The sequence below is a fragment of the Streptomyces parvus genome, assembly GCF_014648875.1.
Classification (GTDB): Bacteria; Actinomycetota; Actinomycetes; order Streptomycetales; family Streptomycetaceae; genus Streptomyces; species Streptomyces parvus.
Genome location: NZ_BMRY01000007.1, coordinates 149,396 through 168,978, shown reverse-complemented (window position 1 = coordinate 168,978; position 19,583 = coordinate 149,396). Strand labels below are relative to the sequence as shown.

Genomic DNA, 19,583 nt, shown 5'->3' with positions numbered 1-19,583 from the left:
CGCCGCCAGTGAGTTGATCTTGGTTGCGGTCAGGGGGTGCTGTCGACGAGCCGGACCGTACCCAGGATCTTCCGCACGGTCGGCTCGGGCACCTCGTCGTCGACGCCGCGGACACCGACGAACGTCCAGGAGAGGGTCTCCCCCGCCGGGTTCTCGAAGGCGAAAGCGGTCGCCTTGCCGTCGTGGGCGCAGCGGCCCGTCCCGTCGACTCCGGTCGAGGTGGCCGTCGCCACCTTCCCGGTGAGGCCGGACTTCGTGGTGAACGGCTTCGCGGCCCCGGTGGTGACCTTCTCCTTCGCCGGCTGGGCGTAGCTGCCGTAGACCCAGAGGCGGGCGTTCTCCCGGGCCGCTTCGGTGGTGTCGCGGGCGTCGGGCTCGGCCCGGGAGCCCACGGAGGCCAGCGGGGTGTCCTCCTGGGTGCCGTTGCCGTCGTCGTCGGACCGGCACCACTTCTCCTTGAGGATCGCCGGGGCGGCGAACCCGACGAGCGGGGTCTCGTCGGGGTCGCCGTTCTCCGCGACGTACGTCACCCATCCGGACGACTTCACCGCCCAGTCCACCGGTACGTCGAAGGCGATGCCGCGCTTGGGGTTGATCACCGTCTTCCAGCCGGGCACGAGGGGCGCCGTGCCGTCCCCGGCTCCGCCCCGGGGCTCCCCCGGGGACGCGGACGGCGGGACGACGTCCGCTCCGGTGGGTCCCGCGTCGGGCTTCCCGTCGTCCCCGTCGTCGCCGAGCACCAGGAATCCGGTGATTCCGGCGGCCAGCACGACTGCGGTGGCCGCGACGACGGCGATGACCGAGCTGCGGCGACGGCCGCCGCCGGACGGGGAAGGGGGCGGGCCGGTGTGCCCGCTCCAGGGGCCGGAGGCCCCGACGGACCGCCCGGCCGGCTCGGTGGGCGCGTTCCAGGGGCCGGTCGGCGCGCCCCCGGGAGCCGGCGGCTGTCCCGTGTGCGGCGGCCATGGTCCCTGCTGGTGGTGATCGCCCCCGGGCGACTGCTGTCCGTACCCCATGGAGGGCCACCCTATGCCGAGCTGTTCGACGATTCGAAAGGCCCGGCGTCCCAGGAGTCTCCGTGCGCCGGGGAACCGGGCGCGACCTGCGTACGGACCGTTTCACGCCACCCGTGCGGGGCACCCGAATCCGATCTTCCCTTTGCGGCCGGAGCAGGACCGGAGTGGAATTGCGTACAGGGGACAGTGGAATTCGGTACTCCCGGAGATCCCCGGAGGAAAGGACGCGCCATGAGCGACAGCGACTGGGGGGACGACGTCTACCAGCCCCAGGAACCCGAGGCTTCCGACCCCGCCGAGCAGCTCGGGGCGGAGGACACGCTCATGGACCCCTCCGGCACCGGCGATCCGCTGGACGAGGGCTACGCGCCCCCGGACCGCCCGTGGGTGGTCGAGGGACTCGGCACCACGGCCAACGAGCGACACACCGGCGAGTCCCTCGAAACCCGCCTCACGAGGGAGGTTCCCGAGCCGGACGGCTCGCTCGGCGACGGTGTGGGCGATCTCGTGGACGGCGACGGCGAGCCCTGGGACGACGAGGTGGGCGTCGCCCGTGCCGGGCGGCTGACCCAGCAGGCGGACGGGACGGTCCCGGCCACCCTCACCGCCAGCGACGTGGGCATCGACGGAGCGGCGGCGTCGGCCGAGGAGGCCGCGATGCACGTGATCCCCGAGCCGGGGGACGACGACGCGCTCCTGGAGCCCTCGCCGGTCCCGGGCACTCCCGGGTCCGATACCGCCACCGGTGGCACGACCGCCCCGCCCTCGCCCTGAGCGGGCCGCGCCTGGGCCCCTGAGCGGGCCGCCGTGAGCGCCCGCACCTGAACACGGCTGTCCCCGGACCCGTACTCCTGCGGCCGCACCACAGCCCCCGAAGAGCGGCGCCCACCGCACCCCACGCACTCGCATCCCCAGGAGCACACACATGAGCGGCACTGCTCGGATCGGCGTCACCGGACTCGCGGTCATGGGCCGCAACCTCGCCCGGAACTTCGCCCGCAACGGCTTCACCGTCGCCCTGCACAACCGCACCGCGTCCCGCACCGACGCCCTGGTCGAGCAGTTCGGCGACGAGGGCACGTTCGTCGCCGCGCACACGCCCGAGGAGTTCGTCGCCGCGCTGGAACGCCCCCGGCGTCTGGTGATCATGGTGAAGGCGGGGGAACCCACCGACGCGGTGATCCAGGAGTTCGCGCCGCTGCTGGAGGAGGGCGACGTCATCATCGACGGCGGCAACGCCCACTTCGAGGACACCCGCCGCCGCGAGAGGGAGTTGCGCGAGCGCGGGATCCATTTCGTCGGGGTGGGGATCTCCGGCGGCGAGGAGGGCGCGCTGAACGGGCCCAGCATCATGCCGGGCGGTTCGACGGAGTCCTACGCGTCGCTGGGCCCGATGCTGGAGAGGATCGCCGCGCAGGCGAAGGACGGCACGCCGTGCACCGCGCACATCGGCCCGGACGGCGCGGGTCACTTCGTGAAGATGGTCCACAACGGCATCGAGTACGCGGACATGCAGCTGATCGCCGAGGCGTACGACCTGCTGCGCTCCGTCGCCGGGTACTCCCCCGCACAGATCGCCGACGTCTTCCGTACGTGGAACACCGGCCGGCTCGACTCGTACCTGATCGAGATCACGGCGGAGGTCCTCGCCCACACGGACGCGGCGACCGGGAAGCCGTTCGTCGACATCGTGCAGGACCGGGCCGAGCAGAAGGGCACCGGGCGCTGGACCGTACAGATCGCGCTCGATCTCGGGGTCCCGGTGTCGGGGATCGCCGAGGCGGTCTTCGCCCGGTCGCTCTCGGGCCACGCCGATCTGCGGGAGGCGGCGTGCGGCCTGCCGGGGCCCACACCCGAGCCGCTCGACGAGGCGGGAGCGGCGGCCTTCGCGGACAAGGTGGAGCAGGCCCTGTACGCCTCCAAGATCGTCTCCTACACGCAGGGCTTCCACCAGATCAGGGCGGGCAGCGAAGCCTACGACTGGGACATCGACCTCGGGTCCGTGGCGGCGATCTGGCGGGCGGGGTGCATCATCCGGGCGGCGTTCCTCGACCGTATCCGCGCCGCTTACGACAGCCGGCCCGACCTGGTCAGTCTGCTCTCCGACAAGGAGTTCGGGCAGGAGATCGGCGCGGCGCAGGAGGACTGGCGGGCGGTGGTGGCCGAGGCCGTGCGCCAGGGAGTGCCGACGCCGGGCTTCGCCGCCGCGCTCGCGTACTACGACGGGTTGCGCGCGGAACGGCTGCCCGCGGCGCTCACGCAGGGCCAGCGGGACTTCTTCGGGGCACACACGTACCGGCGTACGGACCGGGAGGGTTCGTTCCACACGCTCTGGGGCGGCGACCGGTCCGAGGTCGGGGCGAGCTGACCCGGAACGACCGGTCCGGGGGTCGAGGCGGGCTGCCCCGACACGACCGGTCCGGGGATCGAGGCGGGCTGCCCCGACACGACCGGTGTGCGGCCCGAGGCGGGCTGACCCGGCAGGGCGCTCCCGGCGTGCGGGCGGGGGCGGGGCCATCCGGGCTGACCCGGCCGGACCACTGCGGGTGCGGGGGGCTGTGGGACGTGGCTTAGTGGCTGCGAGTCCTGTTCTCCTGTCACCTTCGTCCTGGAGTGCGCGCGTGTCCGACGCCGTCCCCGATCCCGTCGCCGTACAGCCCGTCGTGGCGCCGTTGACGAACGCGGCGCTGATCCTGGTCGGCACGATCGAGCCGGGCGGCGAGAGCGCGGTACGGGATGTGCTGCCGGATCTCGCGGCCGTGGCCCGGTCGCTCGGCTTCCGCTTCCCGGATGCCAATCTCGCCTGTGTGGCGGGGTTCGGCTCCAGCGCCTGGGACCGCCTGTTCACCGGGCCCCGCCCCGCACACCTGCACCCGTTCCCGGAGTTGCGGGGGCCGCTCCACCACGCGCCCGCGACGCCGGGCGACGTCCTGCTGCACATCCGGGCCGAGCGGATGGACGTCTGCTACGCGTGGGCGGCCCAGCTGCTCGACAAGCTCGGCGGAGCCCTGCGGATCGTGGACGAGACGCACGGCTTCCGCTACCTCGACCACCGGGACCTGCTCGGTTTCGTGGACGGTACGGAGAACCCGGTCGGCGACGACGCCCGTGCGGCGGCGCTGGTCGGCGCGGACGACGACCCGGACTTCGAGGGCGGCAGCTACGTCGTCGTACAGAAGTATCTGCACGACCTGACGTCCTGGAACGCTCTCACCGTCGAGGAGCAGGAACGCGTCATCGGCCGCACCAAGCTCGACGACGTGGAGTTCCCCGACGAGGACAAGCCCGCCGACTCCCACCTCGCCCTCAACACCATCACCGACCCGGGCGGCACCGAACGCGACATCCTGCGGGCGAACATGCCGTTCGGGAGCTTCGGGAAGGGCGAGTTCGGTACGTACTTCATCGGGTACGCCGCCGATCCCGACGTCACCGAGCGCATGCTCCGCAACATGTTCCTCGGCGATCCCCCCGGGACACACGACCGCATCCTCGACTTCTCCACGGCGGTCACCGGCTCCCTCTTCTTCGCTCCGCGCGCCGACTTCCTGGACGCCCCGCCGCCCCTGCCCTCCCTGGCCCGCTCCGGGAACCGGCCGGAACCGGTCGCCGCACCGGTCAGCCCGGAACCGGCGCCTGACCCCATCCGGCAGGAGCCGGTCCCGGCCGCATCCGACCACGGTTCGCTGCGCATCGGCAGCCTGCAAGAAAGTGCCCAGTGATGAACAATCTGCACCGCGAACTCGCACCGGTCACCCCGTCCGCATGGGACGAGATCGAGGAGGAGGCCCGGCGCACCTTCCGCCGGCATGTGGCCGGCCGCCGGGTCGTCGACGTGTCCGATCCGGACGGTCCGACGCTGGCCGCCGTGGGCGACGGCCATCTGCGCGACATCGATCCGCCCACCCCTGACGTGCTGGCCCGGGCCCGCACGTCGATGCCGGTCGTCGAGTGGCGGGTTCCGTTCACGGTGAGCCGCCAGGCCGTGGACGACGTGGAGCGCGGCTCCGCCGACAGCGACTGGCAGCCGGTCAAGGACGCGGCACGCACCTGTGCCTTCGCCGAGGACATGGCGATCATCGACGGGTACGGGGCGGCCGGGATCACCGGGCTGCGGGACGGCTCCTCGCACGAACCGCTGCCGCTGCCCGCCGACGCGCGGGACTATCCGGTGGCGGTCAGCCAGGCAGTGACGCGCCTGCGGCTGGCCGGTGTCGACGGACCGTACCGGCTGCTGCTCGGCGCGGACGCTTTCACCGAGGCGGCCGAGACCTCGGACCACGGGTATCCGGTCAAGACGCATCTGAGCCGGCTGGTGGACGACGAGATCCTGTGGGCGCCCGCGGTCAAGGGCGGGGTGCTGCTGTCGACGCGGGGCGGCGACTTCGAACTCTGCCTGGGGCAGGACCTGTCGATCGGTTACGCGGACCACGACGCCACCAGCATCCATCTCTACTTCCATCAGGCGTTCACCTTCCGGATGCTGACACCGGAGGCCGTCGTCGGCCTGATCGCCTGACCGCTTCCGGTCGGGCCGAGCCGAAGACCTGGGGGCAGCCATCAGGGACTCTGGCCGTATGACGCAGACGACTTCCGCACCACATCACGAGCACGGCACTGCACCGCCCGCCGCCCGCTTCGACGCCGTCGTCGAAGCGGCCGTCCAGCAAGGGCTGCTGGACGAGGGCGATCCGGTCGCCGGGTTCATCGACACGGAGGGGGTACGCGCCTCCGTCGGGGCTCTGCACGACGCCTTCGCCGCCACGCCCGGGGTGCTGCACACCTTCGCGGCCAAGGCCTGCTCCCTCATCCCGGTGCTGAGGCTGCTGGCCGACTCCGGCATGGGGTGCGAGGTGGCGAGCCCCGGTGAGCTGCGCCTCGCCCTGGATGCCGGGTTCCCCGCGTCCCGCATCGTCCTGGACTCCCCCGCCAAGACCCGCGAGGAGATCCGGCTGGCGCTCGCCCTCGGCGTGGCCGTCAACGCCGACAGCCTCGCTGAACTGCGCCGCATCGACGCGTTGCGGAACCCGAGCACGACCTCCGTGCTCGGGCTGCGGATCAACCCTCAGGTGGGCGGTGGCTCGATCGGGCCGATGAGCACGGCGACGGACACGTCGAAGTTCGGGGTGGCCCTGCGCGACCCGGGGGCCCGCGAGGCGATCGTGGAGGCCTTCCGGGAGCGGCCGTGGCTGACCCGGCTGCACGCCCATGTGGGTTCCCAGGGCTGCCCGTTGGAGCTGATCGCGGCCGGGGTGGCCCAAACGTACGAGCTGGCCGAGGAGATCAACGGCACGCTGGGCGTCCGGCAGATCACGAGCCTGGACATCGGCGGCGGGCTCCCGGTCAACTTCGCGGACGAGACCGTGCGCCCCACCTACGCGGACTACGTGGCGGCCCTGACGGCGGCCGCCCCCGGCCTCTTCTCCGGGCACTACGCGCTGGTCACGGAGTTCGGCCGGTCGCTACTGGCGAAGAACGGGTTCATCGGGGCCCGGGTGGAGTACACGAAGGACGCCGGAGGCCGCCGGATCGCCCTCACCCACGCGGGGGCGCAGACCGCCACCCGTACCGCCCTGATGCCGGACGCCTGGCCGCTGCGGATCGGTGCGTTCGGCCCGGACGGCGTCCCCAAGGGCGGCCCGGTGCTGGCGCAGGACATCGCGGGTCCGTGCTGCTTCGCGGGGGACGTGGTGGCGTACGGGAGGGAGCTGCCGGAGCTGGCCGAGGACGACGTGGTCGTGCTGTACGACACGGGGGCGTACTACTTCTCCACCCCGTGGGCCTACAACAGCCTGCCCCGCCCGGCGGTGTACGGATTCCGGGTGGCGGGGCCCACGGGGGCGGTGACGTTCGCGACGGTACGGGAGCCGCAGTCGCTGGACTCGATCGCGGCGGAGAGCGGGCTGGCGCACGTGGACGCCCTGATCGAGCGGGACGGCTGAGGCCCTCGTCCGACGCCGAGGAGCCCCCGGACGACGCTCATCGCCGCCCGAGGGCTCCCCGGTCACGTCCCGGCCGACTGAGGCTCCGGTTCCTGATCCTCAGGTCCCGGCCGGCTGAGGCTCCGGTTCCGGATCCGGTACGGGGTCGGGGCTGGGCCCCGGCGGCTGCGGGATCGGGTCCGGTGCCGGACCGGGCGGCATCGGACCGGGCCCCGGCGGCACGGGAGGCGGGCTGGGCACCGGCGTGGGCGGTCCCGGCACGGGCGGAGGGGTCGGCGAGGGCGGTACGGGGTCGGGGTACGGGTGGGTCATCGCGATCCTCCACAACGGCACGAAAAGGACAGATGGAGCTTTCCTCCACCGTCTCCCGGTGCGGCTGCCCGCGCCTGCCGAGTCCACACATGCGCCCGGTGACCACGGCACGTACGGGCCCAGGTGCGAGGCGGTCCGGAGTGGGCAGGCTCCGGGCACGACACCCGGGCCCGCCCGGATCCGGGACCGTCGCCACTGCCGCGAAAGGTTCCGCCATGCCCCTGCCGAGTGTTCTCGCCGTCCACGCCCATCCGGACGACGAGGCCCTGTTCTGCGGCGGTGTCCTGGCCCAGCACGCGGCGTCCGGGGCCCGTACGGCGGTGGTCACCGCGACCTGGGCCAAGGGCACGCACAGGGCCGCCGAGCTCGCCCGGGCCCTGGACGTCCTGGGCGCGGGCCCACCGCGGCTGCTCGGCTACGCGGACGCCCGCGTACCGGAGTCGGCCCCGGGCCGGGCCCGATTCCTGGACGCGCCGCTGGACGAAGCCGTGGCGGCCCTGGTCGGCCACATCCGGGACGTACGCCCGGAGATCGTGATCACGACGGACGCCTACGGGGGCATGACCGGCCACCCGGACCACGTCCACGCCCACCGGGTCACCGCGCTGGCGGTGCGGTCCGCCGGACTACCCGGGTTCTGTCCGGGCGCGGGCAGCCCCTGGCAGCCGAGCGCCCTTCACCTGGCCACGCACCCCCGCTCGGCGGCCGTCGCGCTGGGCCGACGGCTGGCCAGGTCGGGCACCCCGGCCGAGGCGCTGTACTGCTCGGAGGACGCCTGGATCACGACGACCGTCGACGTCCGCCCCTGGTTGCCGCAGAAGCTGGCCGCGATCCTCGCGCACCGCAGCGAGGTGGAACGAGGGGCGGTACCCGGCCGGATCGCCGCTCTGCCGCCGGCCGTTCAGCGCGAGGTGCTGGGCACCGAGTGGTACATCCGGGAGGACCTGGGGCGCCGGGGCGGATCGGCCACGGAACTGAGCGCGTGATCCGCCCCGGGCCGCCGTCCCGGGCTGCCGCCGGGCGCTCCGCCCGGGACGGTCAGAACAGCTCGGGGTGATGCCCGAGCTGCCGCTCCGCCTCCCGGACGAGCTCGGCCGACGTCTCGGATGCCTCGTCGGGGTGACGCTTCGCCCACTTCGCCGCGTACGGGCACAGCGGGACGACGGGCACGCCCTCACGGGCGGCCATCGCGTAGAACTCCCGCACGAGCGCGCCCGCGATGCCCTTGCCCTCGTGCTCGGGCCGGACGACGGTGTGGACGGCCACGAGCGCGCCGGGAGCCGGGGCCGTGACGAAGTACGCGATGATCCCGGCCGACTCACCGCCCTCGTACGCCACGAGGTTGCCGTGCTCCCGGTCGTCCCTGATCTCCACAGCAGCGTTCTCCGCCATCGGCTTCCGCCCTCTCCTGGTCCTGGACCCGGACGGCGCTATCGGCCGCCCGCGACGACGGCCTGCGGGCTCCGCTCCGTACCGCTCCCGGGGACCGGCGCCGAGGCGTCGGTGCCGAGCTCCACGATCCGGTTGTCCGCGTCCACGTGCACGACCCGCGGCACGAGAGCACGGGCCTCCGCATCGTCGACCTGTGCGTAACTGATCAGGATGACCAGGTCACCGGGGTGCACGAGGTGAGCGGCGGCGCCGTTGATCCCGATGACGCCGGAGCCGCGCTCGCCCTCGATGACGTACGTCTCCAGGCGGGCGCCGTTGTCGATGTCAACGATATGGACCAGCTCGCCGGGCAGCAGGTCGGCGGCCTCCATCAGAGCGGCGTCGATCGTCACGGATCCGACGTAGTGCAGGTCGGCCTGGGTGACGGTGGCCCGGTGGATCTTGGACTTGAATATTGTACGCATCATCGAGGTACTCCTGGTCATAGGCTCCCTGCCTGTGTATTTGCAGGTCAAGGGCTGTTTCCTCACTCTACAACGAGTCGCATGTTCGGGCGGCGTTCCCCAGGTTTTTCAGGACTCATGCTGACCACTTGCTGACTTTTCTGACGGTTCATCAGATGAGATCGGGGGAGGACCACTCACCCTCGCGAGCTCCACCGCGACCCCTCCCCCGCATGTATCCGTGATCACCATCACTCCGATCAGTCGAGAGTGGTTGCACGCCTCCACGCCCCCTGGCAGGGACTTGCGAGCACACGGGAGCACTATGCGGCGGGGCAACCTAGCAGCGAACGCCGGGCCAGCAAAGCCGCCGACCCTGAGGACCATGGCCACCACCCGCCCGACAACTCTCTGGAGCAGCACGGAGCGGGCGCCATGAACCTTCGAGATCCGGCTGGACCCGAATGCGACCTGATACAGCGGTCAGCCTCGACCCAGCCTCAAGGAGCCATTGTGCCCATGGAACCGCAGTCGCACTCCAACGGAAGCTGCACCGACAACAGCCTGTCGCGCAGGCACCAGTCCGTCGAGCCTGTCCTCGTAGACACCGCCGAAGTCGCCACAATGCTCAGCATGTCCACAAGCTGGGTGTACAGGGAGGCGTCAAAACTGGGCCTGAAGGGCTACAAACTCGGCCGAGGCAGGAATGCCAAGGTGCTGTACAAGAAGGCCGAGGTCTTCAAATGGCTGGAGCAGCAGAAAATTCACTAACGCCTTCGCCGTGCTCAGCGCTCGCCAATACCCCTCCAATGAGATTGGCGCCAGACTTTCTTCGTGCGCACTACACATCGGAGTCGTATTACCCGTACGAAAATTCGACCCCACCTGAGAAGAAGGAGACGGCCCCGGGGGGGGCTCGCGGTGAACATCATCGAGTACTAGGCGGACGAGCGCGGAACAGCGCATTCGCACCTTTCAGTGCTGTCAGGCCTCCCTGCTTATTCGGCGCAAAGTCCCTGAGATGTCCCCGCCGCGCTTCGGTCTTGAGATGCTTTGCGCCGTCGCCTCCGAATTGCAGTGCCGACTCGTCGCGGGGCACGCAGCCATGTCACGAGACCTATGCATTACGAGACCGAGGGAGTTCATTTCGGATGGTGCGGCGTGGCGCTTCCCGGTGACGTTATCTCCGAACAGGCCATGTGCGGCAGTTTCCCTTATGTAGCCTCGTACTGGCTCGCCCCAAGGCGTCTGTCCACCGGCTGTCCACCGGAGTACATTTCCTCGCAGGTCGCAGTGACCGCCTGCTTGCGCGGCTGGAGCGGCAGTCGGAGTCTCACAACCGCCACGTACCGATCGCGTCAGTCTCACGGAGGTGCTCCCCCGAACTTCGTGGACGGTTCCAGGTATGGCCCATGCACCTTCGGGAGGCTCCAACGGCTTCCGCATCGACCTATGATGTGGGCTTGGGTGCGAGTGTGAAGGGGTCGGGCATGCGGCGGCTCGGGGAGCTCGAAGCCGAGATCATGGACTGCTTGTGGAAGTGGGGCAGGCCCGCGACGGTCCGTGAGGTGGTCGACGACATCAACCACCGTCGTCCGGTGGCGTACACGACCGTGATGACGGTGGCCACGATCCTCTACAACAAGGGCTGGCTGACCCGGGAGAAGCGGGGGCAAGCGTGGCTCTACACCCCGGTGCGCAGCCGCGCGGCGTATTCGGCGGCCCTGATGGAGGACGCGCTGGGTGCGAGTCAGGACCGCTCCGCGGCGCTGGTCCACTTCGTTGAGCGGATGACGGACGATGAGGTCGCCGCGTTGCGCGAGGCGCTGCGGTCCACTGGCCGTGGTGAGCTGTGAACGCCGCTCCTGCCCTGTTCGGGTACGCGGCCGTGGTGGGTACGTTGGCGCCGGGGGTGCTGGTCCGCAGTCGATGGACGCAGCGTTCGCCCTCGCTGGCGATTGGGGTCTGGTTCGCTCTCGCGGTGACCTTCTCGCTCAGCCTGTCGCTGGGTGCGCTGAATCTCGCCGAGCCCGGTGCGCATTTGCATGGGCTGGTCTACTCGTGTCGGGCGGCACTGGGGCTTGGTCCCTCTGCGGACGATACTCTCGCCCGTGCGGGAGTCGCGTTCGCCGTGGCCCTGGTCGTCGCTCAGCTGGGCAGCTTCGCCTTCCACGCCGTACAGGCCCGTGCCGCTCGGCGCGAGCACCGCGAGGTGCTGGACAAGGTCGGCCGCCGCTCGGCCGACCTGGACGCTACCGTGGTGGACCATGCGGTCCCTGCGGCGTACTGCCTCCCGGGCCACCGTCCCCGGATCGTCCTGAGCACGGGTGCAGTGGATCTCCTGACCGGTGCCGAGCTCGAAGCTGTCGTCGAGCACGAGCGGGCCCACGTCCTGGGCCGCCATCATCTGGTTCTGTCGCTGGCGCATGCCCTGAGCTGGGCCTTCCCGGGGTTGCCGCTGGCCCGCCAGCTACGGAAGCAGGCCCCGCTCCTGCTCGAAATGGTCGCCGACGACCACGCGCTGCGGCGCTTTCCGCGCACCACGCTGGCCACGGCGATGTTCACCATGGCCTCGGGCGAAGCACCCCAGGGCGCTCTGGCGGCCGGAGGGCAGACGGTACTGGTCCGCCTCAAAAGGGTTCTGGGGCCGGCGCGCGCCGCGCATCCGATGCTGCGCTGCTGTGTCGGTGTGGGCGCCCTTGTGGCGCCGCTCCTGCCGGTGCTGCTGGCATGCCCTGCCGGCCTGGGATAGTCCCCGACCAGGCCACACCTCGGGGCCGCCGTCCGTCCCAGCTGAACCAGCCAACTGCGTAGTGCGGGCCTGTCAGATGCGTACGCCCCACATGAAGGGCATGCCGCTGCGGGCGATCGACTCGTAGCGGACCTGGGCTCCGGGCTTGGGCGAGTGGAGGATCTGCCCGTTTCCGGCGTAGAAGCCGACGTGGCTCAGGTCGGTGCGCATGATGATGAGGTCGCCGGGCCTCAGCGCGCTCAGAGAGTTGATCCGGGTGCCCGCGTTGGCCTGGGCCTGGGAGGTACGAGGCAGGGACACGCCGGCCTGCCGGAACGCCCAGGAGGTCAGGCCGGAGCAGTCGAAGGAGCCGGGGCCGGCCGCTCCCCACACGTAGGGCATACCGACCCGGCTCTTGGCGGCGTTGAAGGCCGCAGCCGTGATTCCGGACGCGCTGGTTTCGTTGCCGAGGTCGACCCGTTCGCTGGAGCGATTGGCACGCTCCTCCTTCTCGGCGATCGCGGCCCGCTCCTTCGCGGTCAGCGTGTTGAGGAGCTTCTGTGCCTGGGCTAGCTTGCCCTGGATCTCCTTCTTCTTGCTGCCCAGTTCCTTCCGGGTGTCCTGGAGGTTGGTGAGCTTCTCGCCGGCCTGGGTGCGCTGCTGTTGCAGGGCGCGCTGCTGGGAGAGGAAGCGTTGGAGGGTGTCGGACTGGCGCGCGCTGAGGCGGTCGAGGCCGGACGCCTTCTCCAGGTAAGCGTCGGGGTCGGCCGAAAGAAGGAGTTGAAGGGAGGGGTCGAGGCCGCCGCTGCGGTACTGGGCGGTGGCCACGGAGCCGAGCTGCTGGCGCAGTTCGTTGAGGGCGCTCTGCTTGCGGGCGACCGCTTCTTGCAGGTTGTCGGCCTCCTCCTGAAGCTTGTCGGCCGATTCCTTCGCTCCGTTGTACTTCTCCGTGGCCTGAGTGGCTTCCTCGTACAGGCGGTCGATCTGGGCCTGCACGCCCTTCTTGTTCGGGTCAGGCAGCGGGTCCGCCGAGGCTGACTGCGCGGACATCGCGACCGTGACCGCCGCGGTCGCGGTCAGTACGGAGGTGTACGCGTGATTCGGCTGCTTGGGACGACGGTGGGACGCCACTGAGGCGAGCTCCTTCTTCCTCGGCCGCTGCCCGACGGCGAAGTCGACCGTCAAGTTCCGCAGGCGTGCGGCGAGTTCAGCGACACCTCCACCGACACCCCGGGCGGGTGATCGACCGTGCGGAGACTGGACACTCATACTAATCAACTTAGTGACTTAGGGCCAAGCCCTGGCCCACCAGCTGGCCGTCGCCGCGCGTCCGAGGGGCTCGGTGCGGGCGCACCTCGTGACATGCCCGCCCGGGCTTGTGCTGGCCGCGCAGTTCGAGGCGCAGGGGCCCCGGTGGGCCGGTTTTTCTGTGCCGGATGCCCAGGCCGAGGCAGTAGGCCACGGTCAGCAGCGCCCCGCGCCCGGCGCTGGCCTCGCTGAATGCGAACGCCTGGACCGCGGCGAGGGTCGGCCCGATGCACGGCGTCCAGCCCAGGCCGAACAGCACCCCGAGCATCGGGGCCCCGGCCAGCCCGGCGGCGGGCCGCCGGTGCAGGCGCCACTCCCGCTGCACACCGGGCAGCACGCCCATGAACGACAGGCCCATCACGATGGTTAGCGCCCCCAGCACCCTGATCAGCAGGTCCTGGTGGGCCAGCAGCGTGTTGCCCGCGTAGCCGAACGCGGCGCCGAAGGAGACGAACACGGCTGTGAATCCGGCGAGGAACAGCAGCGTGCCCGCGACGATGCGGCCTCGGCGGACATAGGCCAGGTCCGCGCCGCTTACCCCGGTGACGTAGGAGAGGTATCCGGGCACCAGGGGCAGCACGCACGGGGAGAAGAAGGACACCAGCCCTGCGAGCGCGGCGACGGGGATGGCGAGCAGGACCGACCCGGTCAGCACGGTCGTGTCGAACTCGGCGGCGAGGACCACCTTCTCAGCCCTCCTTGAGCACGGGGTCGACCATCGAGCGCAGTTCCCGCTCGGAGAGGGCCTTCATGACGCTGGCCGCGATACGGCCCTGCCGGTCGATGACCAGGGTGCTCGGGATCGCCGAGGGCGAGATGGTGCCCCGGAACTTCAGCAGCAGCTTGCCCGCCCGGTCCCAGAAGCTGGGATACGTCCCCTCGAAGGCGAGCGCGTTGGACTGGGTGGCGTCGCGGGTGTTGATCCCGAGGAAGGCCACCCCTTGCTCGCGGGTGTCCTCGTACACCTTCTGCAGGTTCGGGGCCTCGGCCCGGCACGGCGCGCACCACGATCCCCAGACGTTGAGGACCCCACCTTGCCCCGGTGGTCGGCCAGCCGCAGCGGCTTCCCGTTCAGGCTCTCGCCCTCCAGATCGGGCGCCTGCTCCCGGTCGGCCACCGGTATCCGCACGATCGTCTGCGCGGCGGCCTTCGCCGCTGCGGGCTGCGGCTCTGCGTCCGAGCCGCAGCCCGCAGCGCCGAGCGCCACCGCCAGCACGGTGACGGCCACCGCTGCCGGGCGGGCCCCGCGCACGTGCGGGCTCACAGACTGGTCCAGTACAGCCAGAACCGCTGAAGGATCAGGACCCCGATCAGCAGGTACCAGGCCGTGGGCACCACCCCGTGCAGGGAGGCAACGGCCCGCACCCCGCCGCGCAGTTGCTCGGGTACCGGCAGCAGACCGCGGCTCAGACCGTGCAGCGTCGTGTACCAGAAGATCGGGATCATGACCGCCCACACGGCCATGCAGTACGGGCACAGGGCGTCGATCCGGTACAGGCTCTGGAAGATCAGCCAGTGCACGAACACCACGCCGAAGGTGACCCCGGCCTGCATGGACAGCCACATCCACCGGGGCAGCAGCGCCCCGGTCAGCAGCACGACCCCCAGGGCGGTGACCACGGCGAACCCGGCGATCCCCAGCAGCGGATTGGGGAAGCCGAAGGCTTCCGCCTGCTCGGTGGTCATCACCGACCCGCACGACAGCACCGGGTTGATGCTGCACGACGGCTTGTAGGAGGGGTCCTTCAGCAGCGCGATCTTCTCGACCGTCAGCGCGAACGCCGCGATCAAGCCGATAGCCCCGCCGACGGTGAGGACCAGGGCGAGCAGCCGGACTCCCGGCCCTCCCCCCGCACCGGCAGGACCGGCCGCACCACCCGGATCTGGTGCGGGGCGCTGTGCGGTCGCGGTCACTTGTTCAGCTCCGCCTCGATCGCGGCCTTGAAGCTGTCGTAATCGGTGATCTGCGGGCGCTTGCCGTTGATGAAGAACGTCGGCGTGCCCTGGACACCGAGGCTGATCCCGTCCGTGCGGTCCTTCTGCACCCGCTCAGCGGTCGCCGGGTCCTTCCACGCCTTCTCGAACTTCGGCATGTCCAGCCCCAGCTCCTGGGCGAACCCCCGGAACGTCTCCTCGTGCGAGACCTGCTGGTCCCCCCAGCTCTCCTGGGTCTCGTACATCTTCGTGTACATCTCCTCCAGCTTCCCCTGCGCCGCAGCCGCCTCTACCGCGGTCGCGGCACGCTCGGCGTTGCGGTGGCTGGGGATCGGGAAGTAGCGGATCACGAACGTGACCCGCCCCTCGAACTCCTTGCGCAGCCGCTCCACATGCGGGAACGCCGCCCGGCACGACTCGCACTCCAGGTCCAGGAACTCCACCACAGTGACCTTGCCGTCCTTGGCCGTCGACAGCCGGTGACTGTCCTCACGCACCAGCGCCGAGGAGGGTGCGGACCCCGAGGCATCCGCCCCGTCCTCCGCCGGCGACGCGTCCGGCGCACGGTTGGCCGCCAGTAGCGCGGCGACCACGGCCAGCACAATCGCGACCAGCCCCAGAGAAATCTTCAGGTTCTTCGTCATGTCCATCCGGCGATCAAGAGGAAACAGGCAGCGGACAGCCCCCGGCCCCCGCACGGGACGCAAAGCCATCTCAACAAAATAACGGACGTTGATATGGGATAGACACGGGCTCCACCCCACCACGTCCCGCCGCCCGCGCAGTCGCCTCGTTTCCGGTCTGCACGCCTCGCGCGAGCCGGTGGGTAGACGAGGGCTGGCGCCATGCGCAGCCCGCCAGGTCAGTGGCTGCGGTGCGCTTTTGTGAAGACGCCCCCATCCGCATACATCCATCCCTCTAGCGCCGCCTAGCTAATCGGGCAGGCTACCCAAACGCGGAATATCCAGCGCGTGCGTTCGATTGGCCTCTTTGCGGAGATCATGGGAGGGGCGCTGGTGGCGGAGCTGATGTTGTTCCGGCGAGACGCGGGCGGGCAGGATGTCGAGCTGACCGGTTCGACGGTGGCGCTGGAGGTGGAGCTGCAGCGGCGGGTCGAGGCCGGTCTGGAGCAGATGCTCGGCATCCGGTTCCTGGCGTCGGAGTACCCGACCGGTCCGTGGCACCGAGGGCGGATCGACACCCTGGGCCTGGACGAGAACGGCGCCCCGGTGGTTATCGAGTTCAAGAAGGGCTCCGACAGCGGAGTGCTGTCGCAGGCCGTCTCCTACCTGTCCTGGCTGGACTCGGCGCACCACGAGTTCGAGGCGCTCGTCCGGAGGGTGCTCGGTGCGGAGGTCGCCGCGTCGATTGACTGGCGTCGACCGCGGATGGTCTGCATCGCGGCCGGGTTCTCCCACCACGATCGCGTGGCCGTGCAGCGACTGCCCGAGCGGATCGACCTGGTGCGCTACCGCGTCTTCGACGGCGGCCTGCTGAGCCTCCTGCTCGTCGACTCCTCGCCCGGCTCCCCGAACCCCGCTGCGACCCGGCGGCACCGGGAGCGGGACGCCGCAGTCGTCAGCGCGCCGACGGTGCCGGCGGGTCCAGCGGCGGGAAGTGCCGGCTTCGTCCCGGAGTGCCTGCGGGACCTGTACGCGGAACTGGACGACGCCCTAACGGCATGGGGCGAGGTCGAGGTGGCACCGCTTCGGCACTACATCGCCTACCGGCGGCTGGTGAACGTGGCATCGGTGCTGTTCCGTCCGAGGCACGAGGCGATCCTGGTCTACCTCAGACTGGACCCGGGCTCGGTCGTGCTGGAGGAGGGCTTCTCCCGGGACATGCGCGGCATCGGGCACCTGGGCACCGGAGACGTGGAGGTGCGCCTCGCGTCGGCGGACGACCTGGAGAAGGCAACGCCGTTGATCCGGAAGGCATTTCTGGCGGCCTGACGTAACGAGAAGGGCGGCTGGAGCATCGGTTCTCGATGCTCCAGCCGCCCTTCGGCGTCTGCGGCCCGTTGGCCTCGGGCTCTCTTCGCTCTCATGATCATGCCTCCGGTCCGGCCAGGGCGACGTCGTCCTGCGTCAGCTCGGCGCGCAGCCGCTGTTCGGCCACGTCGGCGTAGTGCGAGGACAGTTCGACGCCCACGAAGCGGCGGCCTTCGCGCAGGGCCGCGACGCCCGTGGAGCCGCTGCCGGCGAACGGGTCGAGCACCGTTCCACCTTCGCGGCAGATCTGCACGAGCTGCTGCATGACCTCGACCGGCTTCTGGGTGATGTGTACCCGGCCCTTGCGCGGCTGGGACGCGATGAAGTGGCCGGGCAGGTACAGGCCCCGGCCCTTGGCGAGACTGCCCTTGACTCCCCAGGTGATGAATTCGGCGGACTGCTTGAACCCGCCCTTGCGGGGCCGGCTGGCGGGCTTGATCCACGGGATCGTTCCGCTCCAGGTCCACCCCGCCATCTGCAGGGCGTCGGACGTCGTCGGTTCCTGGCGCCAGTCCGAGAAGACGACGGCGACCGCGTGCTCGGTCGATGCCCGGTATGCCTCGGTCAGCAGCTCGGTCAGCCAGGAGCGGTACGAGCGCTGGTCACGGTTCTCGCCGGGGAAGGTGGCGAGGTCGTGCGCCGAGTTGCTGGTGACGTACTTCGCTCGCGCCGTACGACCGGTGCGCTCGGAGCTGGTTCGGCCACCGCTGTTGTACGGGGGGTCTGTGATGACGGCGTCGACGCTCTCGTCCGGGAGGGTCTTCATCACGGTGAGGGCGTCACCTCGGTGCAGCGTGTAGCTCATGTGGAGGGCCTCTTTCAGGGCATGACGGGACTGTTCCCGCTCCGGACCATGCTCAACAGCGTGCATCTCGGGCGGGGTTGTGCCGGAGGTTAGCCGTGATCTCCGGCCGGGCCCAACGAGGTGTGCCGTGCTGCGGCCCCGGGGCCGGGAGGCGTTTGGTGCGGCCGGATTCCCGGTCTACTGTCTCGCCGTGTCACCGGGACGAAGCCTCGCTTCACCCCTGCTGAACTGTGCTTATCCGTGTTGTCTCGTCCTATCGAGCACCCCGGCGCGGCACGCTTCCCCCCTCGTTCCACTCGCTGTCAGGAGGCCAGGTGTACCGCCTGAGATTACGAGCGCGGCTCGCTGCCGCGCTTGACCGGAGACCGGTGTCCGGGAGCTACCAACTCCCTTGACCCGGGCCCGCCCTGGTAGGCGGACGCACATCGGCGCGGTGCCGACGGCTTTGCACGAGAGGTCGGCACCGCGCCTCCTACGAACACGAGGAGCCGCTGCGATGCAGCATGCCCTGATACGCCCGCACCCCTCCACGCCCACGTCGTGCGACGAGCCCCGCCCCGCTGCTGACCGGCGGTCGCGATGAAGAAGGCCCTGGGAGCCGTCGCCGGTCTCTGCGCTACCGGATCCCTGCTGGCCCTCCCGCTTCTCGGCTACGCCGCCAGCAACGCCTCGGCGGCCACCTGCCCCGTCGGTGGTGAGCAGTCGGTGGACAGTGCGGCCGTCGCCAAGCAGGTGAAGGCGATTCTGGACGGGGGCGAAAAGGACTCGGTGTCCGTGCCGGGTCTGGACGCGCCCGCTGAGCAGATCCCCCACGCCAAGACCATCCAGGCAACCGGCGTCGCGATGAACGTCCCTCCCCGGGGGCAGGTCGTTGCCCTGGCCACCGCTCTGCAGGAGAGCGGCCTGCGGAACTTGAACTACGGCGACCGTGACTCGTTGGGGCTTTTCCAGCAGCGCCCGTCCCAGGGCTGGGGCTCGGCGACCGAGGTCCTCGACCCGGTCCACGCGAGCACCAAGTTCTACGAGGGGCTCAAGAAGGTCTCGGGCTGGGAATCCCTGTCCGTGACCCAGGCCGCCCAGGCAGTGCAGCTGAGCGGTTACCCCGAGGCGTACGCGAAGTGGGAGCCGCTGGCGACCGCTCTGCAGCGCGCGATCGAGCCGCTGCTCACGAAAGGCGACGACGCGTCGTCCGCTCCCTCCGGCCCCGGAGGAGTTCCGGCTGCTGCGGGGGGCTGTACGACCGGTTCGGACGGGACCGACTTCGGAACCATCCCGCCCGGGTCGGTACCCGACGAGTACCGGATCCCGGCGGACGCTCCGGCCAAGGTCCAGACGGCGATCCGCTGGGCTCTGGGCCAGCTCGATACCCCGTACCAGTGGGGTGGGAGCTGCGCCGACTCTCACGGTAAGGACCCGATGGGCCGGTGCGACTGCTCGTCCTTGATGCAGGGCGCCTACAAGGCCGCCGGGGTCTCGCTCACGCGGACGACCTACTCGCAGGTCAAGGAAGGCAAGCCGGTAGAGGTCGGCTCCGTACGGGCGGGGGATCTCCTGTTCACCGAGGGGTCCGCCGCCACGCCGGAGCACGTCGGCATGGCGATTGGTCACGGGCTGATCGTGCACGCGCCGAAGACCGGTGACGTCGTGCGCATCACGACCCTCGCCTCCTGGAAGCCGCAGATCCTCGCGGCCCGCCGCGTCGTCTGAC

General features: G+C 70.5%; 20 protein-coding genes. 11 read left to right on the top strand and 9 right to left on the bottom strand.

Annotation, left to right across the window (positions count from 1 at the left end):
• Nucleotides 1-29 precede the first annotated feature (29 nt).
• Entirely contained in the window at nucleotides 30-1,016 is a 987-nt protein-coding gene (locus IE140_RS22145) for a DUF8017 domain-containing protein (RefSeq protein WP_093437286.1), read from the bottom strand.
• A gap of 231 nt (nucleotides 1,017-1,247) precedes the next feature.
• On the opposite strand from IE140_RS22145, the gene IE140_RS22140 reads away from it, so the two are divergent.
• From IE140_RS22140 to IE140_RS22115, 6 genes are all read left to right on the top strand, one after another.
• Nucleotides 1,248-1,790, top strand: a complete 543-nt coding sequence (locus IE140_RS22140; RefSeq protein ID WP_150197455.1) for a DUF5709 domain-containing protein — start codon at nucleotides 1,248-1,250, stop codon at nucleotides 1,788-1,790.
• A gap of 151 nt (nucleotides 1,791-1,941) precedes the next feature.
• Nucleotides 1,942-3,384 (top strand): NADP-dependent phosphogluconate dehydrogenase, encoded by a 1,443-nt coding sequence (gene gnd / locus IE140_RS22135; RefSeq protein WP_150197457.1) that lies wholly within the window; start codon nucleotides 1,942-1,944, stop codon nucleotides 3,382-3,384.
• A 253-nt stretch (nucleotides 3,385-3,637) separates the two neighbouring features.
• Nucleotides 3,638-4,738, top strand: a complete 1,101-nt coding sequence (locus tag IE140_RS22130; protein WP_150197459.1) for a Dyp-type peroxidase — start codon at nucleotides 3,638-3,640, stop codon at nucleotides 4,736-4,738.
• On the top strand, nucleotides 4,738-5,535 hold the full coding sequence (locus tag IE140_RS22125) for a family 1 encapsulin nanocompartment shell protein (RefSeq protein ID WP_032774535.1): 798 nt from the start codon (nucleotides 4,738-4,740) through the stop codon (nucleotides 5,533-5,535). Before IE140_RS22130 ends, IE140_RS22125 begins: the two co-directional genes overlap by 1 nt.
• Before the next feature lie 58 nt (nucleotides 5,536-5,593).
• Nucleotides 5,594-6,958, top strand: a complete 1,365-nt coding sequence (locus IE140_RS22120) for a type III PLP-dependent enzyme domain-containing protein (protein WP_150197461.1) — start codon at nucleotides 5,594-5,596, stop codon at nucleotides 6,956-6,958.
• Between the two features lie 527 nt (nucleotides 6,959-7,485).
• Entirely contained in the window at nucleotides 7,486-8,256 is a 771-nt protein-coding gene (locus IE140_RS22115; RefSeq protein ID WP_150193513.1) for a PIG-L family deacetylase, read from the top strand.
• Between the two features lie 52 nt (nucleotides 8,257-8,308).
• Here IE140_RS22115 and IE140_RS22110 read toward each other — a convergent pair whose 3' ends face one another.
• Both IE140_RS22110 and panD read right to left on the bottom strand, forming a co-directional pair.
• Nucleotides 8,309-8,662, bottom strand: a complete 354-nt coding sequence (locus IE140_RS22110; protein WP_150193512.1) for a GNAT family N-acetyltransferase — start codon at nucleotides 8,660-8,662, stop codon at nucleotides 8,309-8,311.
• 38 nt (nucleotides 8,663-8,700) lie between these two features.
• Nucleotides 8,701-9,129, bottom strand: coding sequence for an aspartate 1-decarboxylase (gene panD / locus IE140_RS22105; RefSeq protein ID WP_150193511.1), 429 nt, complete (start codon nucleotides 9,127-9,129; stop codon nucleotides 8,701-8,703).
• Between the two features lie 495 nt (nucleotides 9,130-9,624).
• On the opposite strand from panD, the gene IE140_RS22100 reads away from it, so the two are divergent.
• The 3 genes from IE140_RS22100 to IE140_RS22090 all read left to right on the top strand — a co-directional run bounded on the left by IE140_RS22100 (nucleotide 9,625) and on the right by IE140_RS22090 (nucleotide 11,857).
• Nucleotides 9,625-9,876, top strand: a complete 252-nt coding sequence (locus tag IE140_RS22100) for a helix-turn-helix domain-containing protein (RefSeq protein ID WP_032786137.1) — start codon at nucleotides 9,625-9,627, stop codon at nucleotides 9,874-9,876.
• Between the two features lie 719 nt (nucleotides 9,877-10,595).
• Complete coding sequence (locus tag IE140_RS22095) at nucleotides 10,596-10,961, top strand: BlaI/MecI/CopY family transcriptional regulator (protein ID WP_032786585.1); 366 nt, start codon at nucleotides 10,596-10,598, stop codon at nucleotides 10,959-10,961.
• Nucleotides 10,958-11,857, top strand: a complete 900-nt coding sequence (locus IE140_RS22090; RefSeq protein WP_032786136.1) for a M56 family metallopeptidase — start codon at nucleotides 10,958-10,960, stop codon at nucleotides 11,855-11,857. The genes IE140_RS22095 and IE140_RS22090 overlap by 4 nt, the downstream gene beginning before the upstream one ends.
• A 72-nt stretch (nucleotides 11,858-11,929) precedes the next feature.
• Here IE140_RS22090 and IE140_RS22085 read toward each other — a convergent pair whose 3' ends face one another.
• The 5 genes from IE140_RS22085 to IE140_RS22065 all read right to left on the bottom strand — a co-directional run bounded on the left by IE140_RS22085 (nucleotide 11,930) and on the right by IE140_RS22065 (nucleotide 15,723).
• On the bottom strand, nucleotides 11,930-12,967 hold the full coding sequence (locus tag IE140_RS22085; RefSeq protein WP_032786583.1) for a C40 family peptidase: 1,038 nt from the start codon (nucleotides 12,965-12,967) through the stop codon (nucleotides 11,930-11,932).
• A gap of 148 nt (nucleotides 12,968-13,115) precedes the next feature.
• Nucleotides 13,116-13,829, bottom strand: coding sequence for a cytochrome c biogenesis CcdA family protein (locus IE140_RS22080; RefSeq protein WP_078863031.1), 714 nt, complete (start codon nucleotides 13,827-13,829; stop codon nucleotides 13,116-13,118).
• A 4-nt stretch (nucleotides 13,830-13,833) separates the two neighbouring features.
• Nucleotides 13,834-14,331, bottom strand: a complete 498-nt coding sequence (locus tag IE140_RS22075; RefSeq protein WP_373296190.1) for a TlpA disulfide reductase family protein — start codon at nucleotides 14,329-14,331, stop codon at nucleotides 13,834-13,836.
• Between the two features lie 73 nt (nucleotides 14,332-14,404).
• A complete protein-coding gene (locus IE140_RS22070; RefSeq protein ID WP_078863030.1) occupies nucleotides 14,405-15,058 on the bottom strand; it encodes a vitamin K epoxide reductase family protein in 654 nt (217 codons plus the stop codon).
• The gene (locus IE140_RS22065; protein ID WP_032786578.1) at nucleotides 15,055-15,723 is read right to left on the bottom strand and encodes a DsbA family protein; all 669 of its coding nucleotides are present in this window, start codon (nucleotides 15,721-15,723) and stop codon (nucleotides 15,055-15,057) included. The genes IE140_RS22070 and IE140_RS22065 overlap by 4 nt, the downstream gene beginning before the upstream one ends.
• A gap of 372 nt (nucleotides 15,724-16,095) precedes the next feature.
• Between IE140_RS22065 and IE140_RS22060 the strand changes: the two genes are divergently transcribed.
• Nucleotides 16,096-17,031: a DUF5655 domain-containing protein gene (locus IE140_RS22060; protein WP_032786577.1), complete on the top strand. Its 936-nt coding sequence runs from the start codon at nucleotides 16,096-16,098 to the stop codon at nucleotides 17,029-17,031.
• A gap of 97 nt (nucleotides 17,032-17,128) precedes the next feature.
• Here the strand turns inward: IE140_RS22060 and IE140_RS22055 are convergent, their stop codons facing one another.
• Nucleotides 17,129-17,875, bottom strand: coding sequence for a DNA-methyltransferase (locus IE140_RS22055; protein ID WP_032786135.1), 747 nt, complete (start codon nucleotides 17,873-17,875; stop codon nucleotides 17,129-17,131).
• A 579-nt stretch (nucleotides 17,876-18,454) separates the two neighbouring features.
• Between IE140_RS22055 and IE140_RS22050 the strand changes: the two genes are divergently transcribed.
• Nucleotides 18,455-19,582 (top strand): C40 family peptidase, encoded by a 1,128-nt coding sequence (locus IE140_RS22050; RefSeq protein WP_032786134.1) that lies wholly within the window; start codon nucleotides 18,455-18,457, stop codon nucleotides 19,580-19,582.
• Nucleotide 19,583 lies beyond the last annotated feature (1 nt).